A 14245-nucleotide genomic window follows, 5' to 3' on the forward strand; every position below is an offset into this window, starting at 1 on the left:
AACGGTTAGAATCTATTTATTAAAAGCTTTTACTATCTTAACCTTTACGTTTTTAGGTGTCTCAAAAACATCTACCGGAAGAATGTTACCCTTCTTGTCAAATCTCATAGGCGAAATACTTGTTTCGCGATTGTAGCCGTTCCCACCAGGAATTTTAAAGCGGTGATAGGCAATATACCATTCGTCTTTTCCAGGAACTTTAACTACTGAATGATGTCCTGCCCCTTTAACAACTCCCCTTCCTTTAAGCACTGGGTTCAATTCTGCTTTAGTAAATGGCCCCATAGGAGAATCGGCCGTAGCGTAAGCAACTGAATAACGCGGATCTCTGGTATCGAATTCAGACCACATCAGATAATACTTGCCATTCCTTTTGAATACAAAACTTCCTTCGTTATATCCCTTAGGTTTGATGGAAATTATTTTAGCAGGATCATAGGAGACCATATCATCGTTCAGTTTTACAATATTACAATTTCCCTGTCCCCAATATAAATAGGCTGATCCATCATCATCCACAAAAGCCATCGGATCAATCATTTGTCCTTTTAATGCTCCTTTAGGAACCAGTGGCTTTCCAAGAGCATCTTTGAATGGTCCTGTCGGCTTATCTGCAACAGCTACACCGATATTTACATCTGCGGAGAAGTAATAGTAGTACTTGCCGTTCTTTTCTGCAATCGCCGGAGCCCAGGCTCTCTCTTTTGCCCAGGTAAGATCTTTAGGCAGATCCAAAATAGTCCCTTCATTCTTCCAGTCGACCAGATTTTTGGAAGACCAGCAGGTGAAATAGGTCGACATCCATCCTTCAGTTCCATCTGTTGTGGGATACAGGTAAAAAGTATCACCGAAGGCTGCTATATGCGGATCGGCGAATACCCCGGGAAGAACTGGTTTTGGAGCATTTAAGGTATCCTTAATTTGTGCTGAAGAACTCAGGGCTGTTAGAAAAACAGCCAGGGCTGGAACTATTTTTTTTAGAACTTTCATTGAATTATTTTGATAAATAACGGTACATCTCAGAAGAAGCCAAAAGGAAAGCTCCTACACCAAAATTAGCAGTTGAATTTTTGTCCACGACCTGTCCAGGTATTGCTCTTTCACCAATAGGTTGTATATATCCTACCTTTCCATCGGCTTGTAAAGCAATCTTTGTAAGGTAATTCCAGGATCTAAGTACTACGGGTAAATACTCTTTCCTGCTTAAATAGCCATTGTTAATTCCCCATAGGTAAGCGTAGGTATTAAAGGCTGTTCCACTGGTCTCATAACCTGGAGCCTGGGCCGGGTCAAGAATGCTTCTTGTCCAGTAGCCTTCTGCCTGTTGAGCATCTTTCAATGCTTCAGCCAAACCTTTAAACCTATTTACGAACAAATTCCGGTTGGGGGCGTCCTTTGGTAGATCCTTTAATATTTTGGCAAGGCCAGCAAATACCCATCCATCTCCGCGAGCCCAGAAGTCTTTCTTACCGCTTGCTGTTTTATGCTTTGGATAAATGTATTTTGCATCCCTGTAGAAAAGCTTCTCTTCCTTATCATACATCAGACTATCCGAATACAGGTAATACTCAGATAACTTCTCCAGGTATTGTCTGTTTCCAGTTAGTTTGTATAACTTAGTCATTACCGGCATCACCATATATAAACCGTCTACCCACCACCAGTAATCGTGCTTCGAAGTACTCATTTCATATTCCATCACCTCTTTAGCCCTGGCCACTTTCCGTTCATCCTTTACAGCGTCGAGTTGATAAAGGTCTATATACGTTTGAAAACAAATTTGCCAGTCGCCAAAAAGCACAAAATCATCCTTCTCCCCATAAGTATATTTCCAGTCTGACTTATTGTTAGACTTAGCGCCATTCCATTCATTTTTTTCGGCCCACCTTTCTGAATAGGCACGAAAAGACTCATTCCTGGTAACCCCGTAGGCTTCCATGTTTCCGGTATGATAAGCTGCAACATCCCAGAAAGCACGGTCAGGCTCTGGGTGAGAACTTTGCCAATAGCCGTTAACCCTATTGATTATCTCTAAAACTTCATCCTTATTTTGGGAGATGTTTGCCTGCTTCCGAGTAGAACAAGCGGAAAACAATAGCAAAAAAAGAGTACAATAAGTAAATGAAGATATTTTGTTCATCTGGTGTATCTGTTTAAAACTTTGGCTTATATTCCAATACTTTGATGGCTTGAGGTTTCATTTCTGAAATCCCTTCCCCGTCGGCCTGCTCAGTATGCTGCACGAACAAATTCAATATATGCTTCTCTTTCCATAGTTCTGTATCAAAGCTGGGCTCCCACGAGCCTAAATTCTCCTCAGAAAGGTCCTTGATCTCCCAGGTTTTCTTTTTCAGCGTTGGCATTAACAACCCAGAGGCCTTACTTCCCCTATCCTCGTCCCTGAAAAGCATTAAAACACCAGCATTCTTTCCCGCTCCCTTTACCAATACCTGCGGCCGCGATATCGGAATCCTTTTCGTGCCACCTCCACTTAAACTAAAAGGCGTTTTCCTAAAATCGAGAGCAATAGTTTCCCAGCTATTACCAAGATTATAGATCAGGTGGTATTGAGGTACCTGTTGATTTTTGTCCCTCCAATAACTTACGATAAAGGGATTCCCTTTTTTATCGGTGGTCATAGACGTTTGGTTAATAAGTTCGCTCTTTGGGGGAATAACAAGGGCATGTTCTGCTGTAGCAGCAGTGATGGGCAGTGAGTATTTCTCACCGTTAGATTTCTGCCAGGTATGTCCTCCATCTATTGAGCGGGCGTAGCACATATCGTGATTACTGGCAACATCCGGACTTTCTCTCCACACCCAGGAAATATGGAGGGTTCCTCTGGTATCTATAAAGGCCTGCCAATAAGCATTTCTCTTCCGCTCGCCACTTATAAGATTATCCTGTAGTCTTGACCAAGTCTTTGTTCCGGTGTCGTACTTATTGATGATCAGATCTCCTCTGCCGGATCCTCCGTCCCTGTAAAAGAACAAGATGTTTCCATTGGGCAATTTATAAAACTCAGGATAGCTTAATTCCTTCTCGTCGCGGCCAATCATGGCGGTGGGACTTGCCATTTCCAGACTTCCCGGTTCTAAACTTCTACTATAATGCAGAGGGTTATTATGATGATCCCAAGCTAAATGAAGGTAACCCTCTCCATCAACCATAATGCTAATCACATTATGAGCGTCTTCAGTTTTGCCTTTAAAGTCAGTTTCCTTTGTAAACCATTCCTTTGAACCTAATTTACGTTTTGCAAGAACTACCTTTTTTCCCTCATTGTAATAAGCAGCATACTGGTAGCCCTCATAAGACACTAATGAGTTTTTCCGAAATATGATAGTGTTCACCGAATTGTTGGCCCAGCCTTCACCAATTACAGAACTGGTGGTTTGCGCAAATGAAAGCTGAACAGAAAGCAAAGGCAAAAGAAAGAAAGGGGCAATAAGCTTACTAATTGGCATGGGAGATTTAAAGGTCCTAATATCAGAAAAAAAGCCTCTGTTAAAAGGGGGTAAATAAAGATTTTGAGGGGGATAAAGAAATAAATCGAGTCTTCAAGCCAATTCTTTTAATAAATTAATTCTTAAAAATAAATGCATGTTATTTGCTTTCCTTTCATACTGTATAATTTTAGCAACAGACCAACCTTTAGGCTTATGAACTTTAATTTAATTATTTGGGGAAGTAAAGAATACGAAGAGATGGTTGAATTACGGCATAATATCCTCCGGAAACCTTTAGGCTTGCATTACAGCGAAGACTACCTGGCAGAAGAGAAAAACGACATATTGATAGGCGCCTACAAGAAGGATCAGCTATTGGGCTGCTGTATTTTAAGAATTGTGTCTGATGAAGTAGTGCAGCTAAAACAGATGGCTGTAGCAGTCGAAGCTCAATATACGGGGATCGGATCGCAAATTATATCTTTCGCGGAGGAAACAGCAAGAAATATAGGGCATGGAAGAATTTTTATGCATGCGAGAAAAATTGCAGTAACCTTTTATCAAAAACTTGGCTATCAAATACGAGGGGAAGAATTTGAAGAGGTTGGTTTGCCGCATGTTCTCATGACAAAAGAACTTTTATAAATAACAGCCTTCGTTCCAGTATTATTACCAGGAAGAAGGCTGCTACTTCTCATATTGTCTTATATCCCGCGGGATGCATCGTATAATTCGTACCAATCCTGATTATCTAACTCAATATTAAAGGAGTTAGCGATGTTACGAATACGCTGCTCGTTAGTAGTTCCAATTAATGGCAAAGCTCCAAGTTTAACTAACCATGCTACGGCAAGCGACTCAATATCTACTGCATATTTCTCAGCAATAGTTGTTAATTTTTGCCTTACCCTAACTGCATCATCATCTATGCCGTTTGCAATCCGTCCCTCTGCAAGCGGAGCAGAAGCTAATGGACGCATGTAACCTTGCTTAATGTAATCAACCTGCCCGTTATCTAAAGCTGATGTATTCAGCAAGTTCAATTCAATATGGTTTGTTACAATCCGGCTTTTAAGATAAGATGCCAGCAATTGGTGCTGAAATACAGAGAAATTAGCTACCCCGATCTGCTTGATCTTCCCCGCATCCTTCAACTGTTGCAAAGTATAAGCAGTTTCCTCCAGATCTGAAATAGGATCAAGGTGGTCTAAAAGAAAAATATCTATATAATCAGTACGAAGCTTTTTCAGAGAGTTTTCTATACTTTCGAGAATATGTTTTCTCGAAGTATCGTAATGCTTAATACGTACACCTGGCTGACTTTCATTAGGTACTCTTAAACCACATTTGGTAAAAAGCACAATATCCTCCCTTTTGAAAGATTTTTTACTGATTGCCTCCCCAAATAACTCTTCACAGCGGTAAGACCCATAAGAATCAGCGTGGTCAAAGGTATTTATTCCTAGTTCAAGGCAGAGATTGATTATTTTCTCCATTGTTCCAGGCGTATTAGCCTCTTCATTCCACCTGTAAAATCCATATATCGCTGGTGAAACTTTCGGGCCAGCGTCGCTTAGGTAAATCTTCTCCATTCAACTTTTATTATAAAAGGCTCTTCCTAGAGAAAAAGCCAAACTTTATTCACTATCGATACAATTATCGCACTAAATCACTCCAAAAAAAACTTCTTTGAAAAATTATTTTTCTAACACCTGCCTATCAATGCATTACAATCAATTCAGCTCTCTTAAATTTCAATTTTTTCTCAAAAATCTTGTAACCTGTCCAACTTAACTCCGTATAGCTCAGTACATAACCTATGAATATGAATATTGTTGGATTGTATATTCTCCATGAGGGCTACCTTAGAGAAGTTGTAAGTGAAGTTGGAGACTCATTTATCATAGAAATCGAAAGTGAATTCTTAGTAGTACCGAAACAAGCTTTTCCCGTTTATACCCTGAACGATCTTTCGGAAACTGAATAATTTGCTAAAAAAAGATACGTTCATAAAATATAAAAACGTTGTAACATATATTTTCCTGCTATCGTAGAAAAATCAAAATTAATATCTATAGCTATGTTTACAGAAGGGGCATTTGTTATTTACCAGGGACATTTAAGAGAAGTTGTAGGTCAGTTTAACAACGACTTAATTATTGACAACGGAGTTCAATACGTTATAATCCCTGGTGGTATTTATCAAGTTTTTGATTTAACAAATCGGGTTTACAACGATTAACAAAATATTTTAAAGCTTTCGCAAAAGACCTACGAAAGCTTTAATGCATTTTTTTCTTGCGGCGAGTATTCCTTCAGCCGTTATTATTTGTTATTCTTATCAAGTGAATTAAGATAAACTTCTACGTTGGTATAAGCTTTATCCAGCGAAAAGCGAGGGCCATCAGCAGCGCTTTTGGGATTCAACTTGTGCTTCAGCTCCCAGGAGTCAGGCATTCCATCGCCATCAGAATCTTTTGCGGCAGGAAGCGAATTCAATACAGGCCATGCTTTGGTGGTCTTCTCGTAAGGAGTTCCATGCTTAAATCCTCCCTGTACATCAATTAAACTACCGGTTCTATTCTGAACATTCTTTATAATTCTTTGGTCAAGAGTATCGCGGACAGGTAAACTAGCACCCACTTGAGTAAGGACTTTTGCATAAGCCATCTCAGCGCTTTGTTCTTTAATTTCTACTCCGGCAAAAGCTGTCTGTCTTTTCGATTGCTCTTTATCTGCCTCTGTACCCTTATTCATCACCACTCCTAGCCAATTATCCTTGCTTACCTCTGAGGCCCCGTCTACGTAATTCCCCGAAATAAAATATTTTCCAAAAGGAATTTTACCTTCGATCTTGTAGGGATTTGCTATCTGAAATTTAACTTTCTCGTTAGTACTAGGGCCATACTTATAGTAATTATTAACCATATTATATTGGCCGCCTTCTCCTGCATAAACGTTATTTATTCCCCAGTTATAGAGAACATTATTCCGAAAGTCGACAAACTCCTGTGGAATGTGCCTGTTTCCTTCAAACCGGGGTGTGCGGCTATTACAATGAGCAAATAAGTTATGATGGGCGGATAAATGCGCTCCACCCCAAATTCCGCCAAAACCATGATGCTCGAAGTCTGTATCCCCTTGTTCAAAATGGTAAGAATAGTTTAGGGGTTCGGAAATAATATTCCATTGCAAAGTAGTACTATCTCCGGCATAAACCGAAAAAGCTTCATCGGTGCTCCAGCTCATTGTACAGTGATCTATGATGATATTCTTCTTACCATTTCCACCGCCAAATGCATCATCTCCACCAGCACCATCCACTTTACCTTTGTTTTGATTCCTATCGCCCATTCTGAAGCGCACATACCTGATGATAGCGTTGTTTGCCTTTAACCCAACAGGATAATCAGCAAGACAAATTCCAGAACCAGGAGCACTTTGCCCGGCAATAGTAATATTGTCCTGATTAATACTAAGTGGAGATTCAAGATGAATAGTTCCTGAAACCTTAAACATTACGATCCTTGGGTACTTGGCAGTTACAGCTGCCCTAAAACTTCCGGGTCCATCATCGTTCAGATTGGTGACATAAAGGACTTTTCCCCCTCTACCGCCGCTTGCAAACTTTCCAAAACCTTCTGCACTTGGAAAAGCTATTTTCTGGGCAGAAACTAAACCTGTTGAAAAAACAAGTAGAGAGCTTAGCCCTTTCAAGATATTAGTTCTTAATCTCATTCGTTATTAAAGTCTATCATCAGATGCCGTAAAACAAACTATCTTTACCTAACAGTTCTTTATTTACGGATTTAATTGGTTAGGATCAATTTTAAGCCTTTTTTTAGATACTGGGAACGCTATCAGCTAAATAATTTATGCAAACGATGCCGGAATTGGTAATCGGGCAGGCAAATTAACAGAATTAATAAAATTGCAACCATGAACATACGCTATATCATCCCCTTTATCCTCGTCTTGAGCTTCTGCTTTAAAAATTCAAGGCCTCAGCAGCTCCTGTTAGATGTGAAAGAACTCTCGTCGGATAAGTATGAAGGACGAAAGGCTGGAACTGAAGGGAGCAGAAAAGCAGCCGGATACATTATCGAGCGATTTAAAGAAATAGGACTTCAACGAGTAAATAATAGCTGGAAACAGGAATTTAAACTTAATGGCTCGAAAAAAGGAGCATTTCCAGGAATTAATGTAATGGGTTCTATACCAGGAAAGAGAAAAGATCTCATTATTGTTTCCGCTCATTATGATCACCTCGGAAAAATAAATGGAGCAATTTATAACGGAGCAGATGACAATGCTTCTGGAGTTGCCGGATTGCTCGCAATGGCAACTTACTTTAAAAACAATCCTCCTGAATTTACGCTTCTGTTTGTTTGTTTCGATGCAGAGGAAAGCGGATTGCAGGGTTCGAAAACATTTGTTTCCACCCCTCCTGTTCCCCTCAATCTTGTCGCTTTAAATATCAACTTAGATATGATCAGCAGGGCCGACAACAAAAAAATATTCGTTTGTGGGACCCATCACTTTCCATACTTGAAGAAATACGTCACAAATAACAATAAAGGCGAAGTAAAATTGCTGGCAGGGCATGATGACCCAAGATTAGGGAGAGATGATTGGACCAATCAAAGTGACCATTACTCCTTTTATCAAAAACATATTCCATTTTTATACTTTGGAGTAGAGGACCACCCCGACTATCACAGATATACTGACGACTATGAAAAAATTGATAGGGAGACGTTTTCAAACACTTCAGAATTGCTCACAAAAACCGTCGCTGACCTGGATAAAAAATTAAGTCTTCAGAAAACTTTCAGAGAAAAATTAATTATGGAAAAATAGCCAGGGATACCACCTTCTGTTCATCAAGGATTTTGATGCGTTGGTGTAATAATTTAGATTTGTTATCAAAAAAAATCAGATCTTCAATGCACCATTTTTACAGTAAAAGATAAAAATCTATGTTAATTGATGGCGACCCGAACCTCACAGAACTGCTGTTTTACTCCATTAAAATACAGCTATCCATCGAAGACCTTTCGAAGGAGATCAGAGCAATACATCATGCGATTCATCAGGAGCGCTTTGTCCGCAATGTAGAATCTAACATTCTTTTAGCAAACCGGGAATCAGAAAACTGAAACTCTTCTCGCCCTTAAAGAATACTACCATTTCGTGTGGCTTGATTACATACATTTTTGATTTTAAAATTACAGCCGGGCTGCTCAAACTAATCCTGAATAGAAATGGCAGCTGATAGGAGATTAATTAATTATCCTATCAGCTGCCGTTATTTCAAGTCCTGAATACCTAATATTTAGGATGTTGCTGCCCTCTTAGTCCTGGATTAATATCTATTGTGGATGTAGCCAGTGGCAGGATTTCTACTTTCTCTTTTTCGAGGCCTCTGAATAGTCCAGTAACAACAGGTGCTGTAGGCGATAATACTCCCTGAGAATTGAGAGGCGAAGCATTATGCATCCTGAGCACAGAGAAACCTTGTTGAACCAGAGCAGTGGAATCTGTTTTGGTTAGCGATTTATAACCAGTGTAAGGAACGGCAATTACAGGATCTTCAAAACCAGTTGCTTTTTCAATCTTATAAGCCCTGTGCGAATCCACATTCTGGTACTCTCCTGTCCGTTGAGCTAGTCTGATCAACTTTTGCTTTGTCTCTGTTAACGCCTCATACAAGATTCCCCAACGGGCAAGATCTGTCCTTCTAAGAGCCTCAAAGCCAAGTTCAAACTTACGTTCATTGATAATAGCTTGTCTAAAATCAGTGTAGGTAGTTGGCGTTGTTCCTATCTTTGTTGCATCTCCACCAAAACCACGTTTCCTTACTTCTTCAAAAGCGGCAATTGCCGCGGCTGTAGGACCATTATTGTATTCATTCAATGCTTCAGCATACATCAACAAAACGTCAGAATAACGAAGGACCGGCCAATTGATATCGCGTTGATTAATGGCCGTGCCAATCGCCTTTCCCCAGGTAGACCTGAACTTACCAATTGTATTACTTGAATAAGTGTTCATCAAACGGCTATTATCATTTTGAATACCATAGTTAGCAATGGTTACATCCCGTCGCTGATCTCCTTCAAGAAAGTCAAACCAATAGGTAGGTGTTACTGCCATAGCAGGTTGACTTTTACCAAAGAAACTGGATGTGTGAATAAACATTCCATTAGTGTAACCGACAGCAGAGCCATTGTTATCTTTACCGAACTGACCGTACTCCAGCATATTTTCACTGTTGTAACGATTATTAATAAGGTCTTTCCACACCGTCTCGAATTTAGGAAGCAAAGCATTTTCTTTCTTGTCTATTACAGCCTTACAGGCATCTGCTGCTATTTTATAAAGTTCCTTAATTCTTTGGGCGTCCGCCCTCTGAGCAATCTTTACTGAAGCCGGTGAATACGTGTTCAAATCCCAGCGAAGAGAATACCCTGCAGCATATAATGCAACACGAGCCAGAATCCCATAAGCTGCATTTTTTGTAAAACGTTCTGCAGTAGGCACAGCTCCTGCACTCTTCCAGGGAAGTAGCTCTACTGCCTTTTGGAGGTCAGCAATACATCGATCATAAATAGTATCCCTGCTTACCCTTGATGACTCAAAAGTAGTAAGTTGCACTGCAGGAATATCCGTATATGGAACGTCCCCAAAAAAACGGACCAGATTCCAGTAGTTCATTGCACGAATTGCATAGGATTCGCCCAAAAGCATATTTAATCGTGCTTTATCAGCTTCTGAAGTCACTTGCATTTTTTGGATGCCTGCTATTGCTGCATTCACGTACTCTATTCCGAGGTACATTGCAGAATAGGTAGAAGTAGGAATATTTGCGGTGGTATAAACATAATTAGCCACCTGGTTCTTACTATTCGTTTCTCCTTCTGTAGACATACATTCATCAGTTCCCATTCCAAACTGGTAATAAAGCTCTCGATTGAAGGTTTGCTCATAAGCTCCTACTACGGCCATTTCAGCCCTCGCAGGAGTAGTGAAAATTGTTTCATTGTTGAAGCTATCGGCCGCGGGGCGATCCAAAAATTTCTCACATGAACTTAAGCCGGCTAATGCAAAGAGAACACTGCTTAACCCTAATATTTTTCTCATGATTTTCATTAGAATAACTTTTATTAGAATGATACATTTAAACCTACCACATATGTCTTAACTCTCGGATAAGCTGAATTATCGACGCCCATCGTAAGAACTGTATTATCTACATCATTTGCAGAAGACACCTCAGGATCGTAGCCTTTGTACTTGGTGAAAGTATATAGATTATTCACCGTAGCATAGATCCTTGCATTCTTAAGCTTCACTTTACTACTGATTAACTTAGGAATAGTGTAGCCCATGGTTACCGTTCCAATTCTCAGGAATGAACCATCTTCAACATAATAATCCAGAGCATCTGTTATAGCAATTGAATTTCTTGCATTCAAACTCCATACAGCTTTCTTATCATACTGTTGAGGATTTAGTGCAGCCAGCCTGGCAAGGTCAGTAGTTTCACGACCGGTATTAGGATCAATTAAAGTGAAACGATCACGTGTAACTCCGAGTTGATTTTGATTAGGCAGGTAGGGCCCAATAAACCGCTGAGTATTCATATTAAAAACGTCATTCCCTACCATAAAGTTCATGAATACAGTAAGATCAAAGTTTTTATAGTTTAAGGTATTGGTAAAACCTCCCTGGAATTTTGGCTGGGCATTTCCAATTACCACACGGTCTGCCGTTGACCACACCGGGCTTCCATTTACATTCTCGCCTGCCGTTGTCACATACTTCAAATCTCCTGGCTTAACTCCGGTACCTGTAGCATTACTTTTTGGTCGTGCAATTTCCGGTTTAAGGGAATAAGTTCCGTTAGCATTCTGAGTAAAATCATCAGTTGTATAAATACCATCGTATTTATAGCCGTAGAACTGGCCCAAAGGTTGACCTACTTTGATCATATAATCGATCCGGCTTCCGTAATTCCTGGTAAAATAATCTGCATCAGACTTACCATAGATCTTCAGCACCTTAGACCGATTAACAGCAATATTAAAATTGGTATTCCAGCGGAAGTCCTTTTTCCGAACATTTATAGTGCTAAGGACCGCCTCAAAACCTCTGTTCCGGAAAGAACCTATGTTTTGAGTTTGAGCAGGATAACCTGTAGACGCAGGGATAGCATTTTCAATCAATAGGTCATCTGAAATATTATTATACCAATCAAGACCTACACTTATCCTGCTTTTCAAAAAATCTGCATCCAATCCAATATTAGTCGATTTGATTTTCTCCCATACCAGTGCACTATTACCGAGCATGTTATTAGGAACTAGTGTTGGATACTTCAGGTTATTAATGGTATAGCTTCCCGAAACATAACTTGTTGCATAAACATAGTTCTTTATATTATTGTTACCCGAGGTACCATATCCTACACGGAGTTTCAAGTTATCAAATACCTTCTGATCCTTCATAAAGCCCTCTTCAGAAATCCGCCATGCTGCTGAAGCAGAAGGGAACATTCCCCATTTATTACCTGTACCGAACTTCGACGAGCCGTCTGACCTTAAAGTAAAGTTAGCTATATATTTCCCTTTATAATTATAGGCCACCCGACCAAAGAAAGATAGCAGAGTAAAATTTCCCCGGTTAGAGTTATACCTGTTTTTTGTATTTGAAGCCAAAGAAACATCATCCAACTCAAAATTAGCCTCGGGAAATTCATAATACGTGTTTTCCAGCCCGAGAGCTTCTTCGTATAGGGTCTCCTGGCCAAGCAGCAAGTTCAACTGGTGCTTATTAAGATCCTGTTTCCAGTTAAGGGTATTAGTAAGCTGCCATGCCGATTTTTCAAAATTATTCCTTGAGCCATAAGGACCTCCATTGGTAATTGCTGTCTGGGTGCGTCCATCATCCCAAAAATCATTTCTCCTCTGCTCCCAGGAATAGCTTCCCGCTGTACGGAACATTAGATTTTTAGTGATGTCTAACTCCAATCCAGCATTCGCTACCGCTTGTCTTGTAAACCCTGTATTGGTTACCGCATCATTAGTGATGATGGGATTATAGATGTCATATTGAGAGTTAATTGCCTTCATCTCATCACTCAAGTCTGTAAAAAGCAGCTGATCCTTGGTATATTTCACACCACCAGTACTGGGTTGAAGTACGCTCATTTTCAATGTTCCACCCAACGAGCCTCCGCCATCTATTCTTCTGCTGTTTACATACACATTGAAATCCGAACGAAAGCCTTTCAATACCTCATGGTTCAATTTAAATCTTAAACCATTCTTACTGTAACCATACTTATCCAGAATACCATTCTGACCAGTATTATTATAGCTAAGCATAAAACGTGTTTTCTCGGTTCCTGAAGTTATGTTTACGTTGTGATTCTGTGTTACAGCATGTCCTCCAAAAACTTCATCCTGCCAGTCTATTGTTTCGGCTGAACTATATTGACTATTAATTCGAGCAGCCGCACCTGTATAAAAATCAGGAGCATTGATATCACCACCGAAATAGGCCGCCCATTGATCTTGCTTTCCTGCCAATAACTGATACTCATACTGATATTTCGCATAATCCAGGGCGTTAAGTACCGGAAGTTTCTGACTTAGTCCCTCGAACCCAAAGTAGGTATTATAGGTTAGTTCGGTCTTGCCCGCCTTACCCGATTTGGTTGTGATTAAAACCACCCCATTTGATCCGCGTGCTCCGTAAATTGCAGTGGAAGAAGCATCTTTTAGTACATCAATACTAGCAATGTCATTAATATCTACGTTACTTAAGCCGTTATCCATCTGGAAACCATCCACGATATACAAGGGCTCTGTAGATTGAGTAATAGAAGCACCGCCACGAACAGTGATATTGTAGTTCGCCCCTGGTGCCCCGCTTTGAGTAACAATGTTTACGCCGGCTACTTTACCAGTTAAAGCCTGTGCGGCCGTAGTAACAGGAGCTATTCTTAAATCCTCCCCACTCACTGAAGCAGAGGCACCGGTAAGATCTTTACGCCTGACAGTAGCATATCCAATGGCCACCACTTCGTTCAAAGCAGTTGGTGCTGCAGTCATTATCACATCAATTACAGGCTTATTTGCAACAACTTCCTTCGTAGCAAAACCGAGATAAGTAAAAACGAGTACAGCATTTTCATCCGGAACGGTAATTGCGTATCGACCGTCAACACCCGTCATTGATCCAGTCTTAGCACCTTTAACCTTGACCGCAACACCTATTAAAGGTTGCTTGTCTGTATCTACTACAAGACCAGTTACACGAATGGCTGTTGCAGCCCTCTGTCCGGTCTTTTCCTCAATTTTAGGGGTAATAATAACGGTGTTCTGTTTAATAACATAACCTAGTTTTTGACCGAGGAGACATTTATCGAGAGCTTCCTGAATACTCGCATCCTTAAGTTGAATACTGCTGATACGAACATTTTTGATGAGTTTGGCATCATAAAAAATATTGTAGCCGCTTTGGTCCCTTATCTCGTTAAGGGTTTGGCTTAGCGAGGAATTTCGTTTATCCAGACTAATCTTCTGTGCTAAAAAAGAAGCACTAACCTGCATAAAAGCCATCAGGCTCAGAAAAAAAGTTAGTTTCATAATGCGGAAATAATTTGAATGGCGACAGGATTTCCACCTGCATAGAATTGCACTGTAGATTTTATACATTTGAATGTAGGATTCGTAAAAAATAGGTTCGTTAACTGGATTTTAAAAACGGGTTCTAACTTCGGCCTTGCC

12 protein-coding genes are annotated in these 14245 nt (G+C 40.2%); 5 read left to right on the top strand and 7 right to left on the bottom strand.

Translation table 11 applies throughout. The annotated features are described in order from the left end of the window. Window positions 1-12: 12 nt before the first annotated feature. Genes J4N24_RS01750 through J4N24_RS01760 form a run of 3 tightly spaced genes read right to left on the bottom strand, consistent with a single transcriptional unit; the run spans window position 13 to window position 3467 of the window. The gene (locus J4N24_RS01750) at window positions 13-990 is read right to left on the bottom strand and encodes a family 43 glycosylhydrolase (protein ID WP_207531913.1); all 978 of its coding nucleotides are present in this window, start codon (window positions 988-990) and stop codon (window positions 13-15) included. Between the two features lie 4 nt (window positions 991-994). Then, on the bottom strand, window positions 995-2140 hold the full coding sequence (locus J4N24_RS01755; RefSeq protein WP_207531914.1) for a glycoside hydrolase family 88/105 protein: 1146 nt from the start codon (window positions 2138-2140) through the stop codon (window positions 995-997). Between the two features lie 13 nt (window positions 2141-2153). Further along, the gene (locus J4N24_RS01760) at window positions 2154-3467 is read right to left on the bottom strand and encodes a BNR repeat-containing protein (protein ID WP_207531915.1); all 1314 of its coding nucleotides are present in this window, start codon (window positions 3465-3467) and stop codon (window positions 2154-2156) included. A 195-nt stretch (window positions 3468-3662) separates the two neighbouring features. Here J4N24_RS01760 and J4N24_RS01765 point away from each other — a divergent pair, with 195 nt between their 5' ends. Beyond that, window positions 3663-4094, top strand: a complete 432-nt coding sequence (locus J4N24_RS01765) for a GNAT family N-acetyltransferase (protein WP_207531916.1) — start codon at window positions 3663-3665, stop codon at window positions 4092-4094. A 59-nt stretch (window positions 4095-4153) separates the two neighbouring features. On the opposite strand, the gene J4N24_RS01770 is transcribed toward J4N24_RS01765, so the two are convergent. Next, complete coding sequence (locus tag J4N24_RS01770) at window positions 4154-5041, bottom strand: aldo/keto reductase (RefSeq protein ID WP_207531917.1); 888 nt, start codon at window positions 5039-5041, stop codon at window positions 4154-4156. 233 nt (window positions 5042-5274) lie between these two features. On the opposite strand from J4N24_RS01770, the gene J4N24_RS01775 reads away from it, so the two are divergent. Together J4N24_RS01775 and J4N24_RS01780 are read left to right on the top strand one after the other, a co-directional pair. Then, window positions 5275-5436, top strand: coding sequence for a hypothetical protein (locus tag J4N24_RS01775; protein WP_207531918.1), 162 nt, complete (start codon window positions 5275-5277; stop codon window positions 5434-5436). Window positions 5437-5529: 93 nt separating this feature from the next. Beyond that, window positions 5530-5691 carry a hypothetical protein gene (locus J4N24_RS01780; protein WP_207531919.1) on the top strand — a complete coding sequence of 54 codons (162 nt, stop codon included), beginning with the start codon at window positions 5530-5532 and terminating at the stop codon, window positions 5689-5691. A gap of 83 nt (window positions 5692-5774) precedes the next feature. On the opposite strand, the gene J4N24_RS01785 is transcribed toward J4N24_RS01780, so the two are convergent. Continuing rightward, on the bottom strand, window positions 5775-7187 hold the full coding sequence (locus J4N24_RS01785) for a pectate lyase family protein (protein WP_242691469.1): 1413 nt from the start codon (window positions 7185-7187) through the stop codon (window positions 5775-5777). A gap of 201 nt (window positions 7188-7388) precedes the next feature. Between J4N24_RS01785 and J4N24_RS01790 the strand changes: the two genes are divergently transcribed. Both J4N24_RS01790 and J4N24_RS01795 read left to right on the top strand, forming a co-directional pair. Next, window positions 7389-8309 (top strand): M28 family peptidase, encoded by a 921-nt coding sequence (locus J4N24_RS01790; protein ID WP_207531920.1) that lies wholly within the window; start codon window positions 7389-7391, stop codon window positions 8307-8309. 119 nt (window positions 8310-8428) lie between these two features. Beyond that, a complete protein-coding gene (locus J4N24_RS01795) occupies window positions 8429-8608 on the top strand; it encodes a hypothetical protein (protein ID WP_207531921.1) in 180 nt (59 codons plus the stop codon). Between the two features lie 169 nt (window positions 8609-8777). On the opposite strand, the gene J4N24_RS01800 is transcribed toward J4N24_RS01795, so the two are convergent. Together J4N24_RS01800 and J4N24_RS01805 are read right to left on the bottom strand one after the other, a co-directional pair. Further along, window positions 8778-10592 (bottom strand): RagB/SusD family nutrient uptake outer membrane protein, encoded by a 1815-nt coding sequence (locus J4N24_RS01800; RefSeq protein WP_242691470.1) that lies wholly within the window; start codon window positions 10590-10592, stop codon window positions 8778-8780. A 23-nt stretch (window positions 10593-10615) separates the two neighbouring features. Next, on the bottom strand, window positions 10616-14104 hold the full coding sequence (locus J4N24_RS01805) for a TonB-dependent receptor (protein WP_207531923.1): 3489 nt from the start codon (window positions 14102-14104) through the stop codon (window positions 10616-10618). Window positions 14105-14245 lie beyond the last annotated feature (141 nt).

The organism is Desertivirga arenae (genome assembly GCF_017355785.1).
In the GTDB taxonomy this organism is placed as follows: domain Bacteria; phylum Bacteroidota; class Bacteroidia; order Sphingobacteriales; family Sphingobacteriaceae; genus Desertivirga; species Desertivirga arenae.

Excerpts from the sequence above, each read along its gene's own strand:
- J4N24_RS01750 (WP_207531913.1), bottom strand. The coding sequence starts at position 990 with ATGAAAGTTCTAAAAAAAATAGTTCCAGCCCTGGCTGTTTTTCTAACA.
- J4N24_RS01755 (WP_207531914.1), bottom strand. The coding sequence starts at position 2,140 with ATGAACAAAATATCTTCATTTACTTATTGTACTCTTTTTTTGCTATTG.
- J4N24_RS01760 (WP_207531915.1), bottom strand. The coding sequence starts at position 3,467 with ATGCCAATTAGTAAGCTTATTGCCCCTTTCTTTCTTTTGCCTTTGCTT.
- J4N24_RS01765 (WP_207531916.1), top strand. The coding sequence starts at position 3,663 with ATGAACTTTAATTTAATTATTTGGGGAAGTAAAGAATACGAAGAGATG.
- J4N24_RS01770 (WP_207531917.1), bottom strand. The coding sequence starts at position 5,041 with ATGGAGAAGATTTACCTAAGCGACGCTGGCCCGAAAGTTTCACCAGCG.
- J4N24_RS01775 (WP_207531918.1), top strand. The coding sequence starts at position 5,275 with ATGAATATTGTTGGATTGTATATTCTCCATGAGGGCTACCTTAGAGAA.
- J4N24_RS01780 (WP_207531919.1), top strand. The coding sequence starts at position 5,530 with ATGTTTACAGAAGGGGCATTTGTTATTTACCAGGGACATTTAAGAGAA.
- J4N24_RS01785 (WP_242691469.1), bottom strand. The coding sequence starts at position 7,187 with ATGAGATTAAGAACTAATATCTTGAAAGGGCTAAGCTCTCTACTTGTT.
- J4N24_RS01790 (WP_207531920.1), top strand. The coding sequence starts at position 7,389 with ATGAACATACGCTATATCATCCCCTTTATCCTCGTCTTGAGCTTCTGC.
- J4N24_RS01795 (WP_207531921.1), top strand. The coding sequence starts at position 8,429 with ATGTTAATTGATGGCGACCCGAACCTCACAGAACTGCTGTTTTACTCC.
- J4N24_RS01800 (WP_242691470.1), bottom strand. The coding sequence starts at position 10,592 with ATGAGAAAAATATTAGGGTTAAGCAGTGTTCTCTTTGCATTAGCCGGC.
- J4N24_RS01805 (WP_207531923.1), bottom strand. The coding sequence starts at position 14,104 with ATGAAACTAACTTTTTTTCTGAGCCTGATGGCTTTTATGCAGGTTAGT.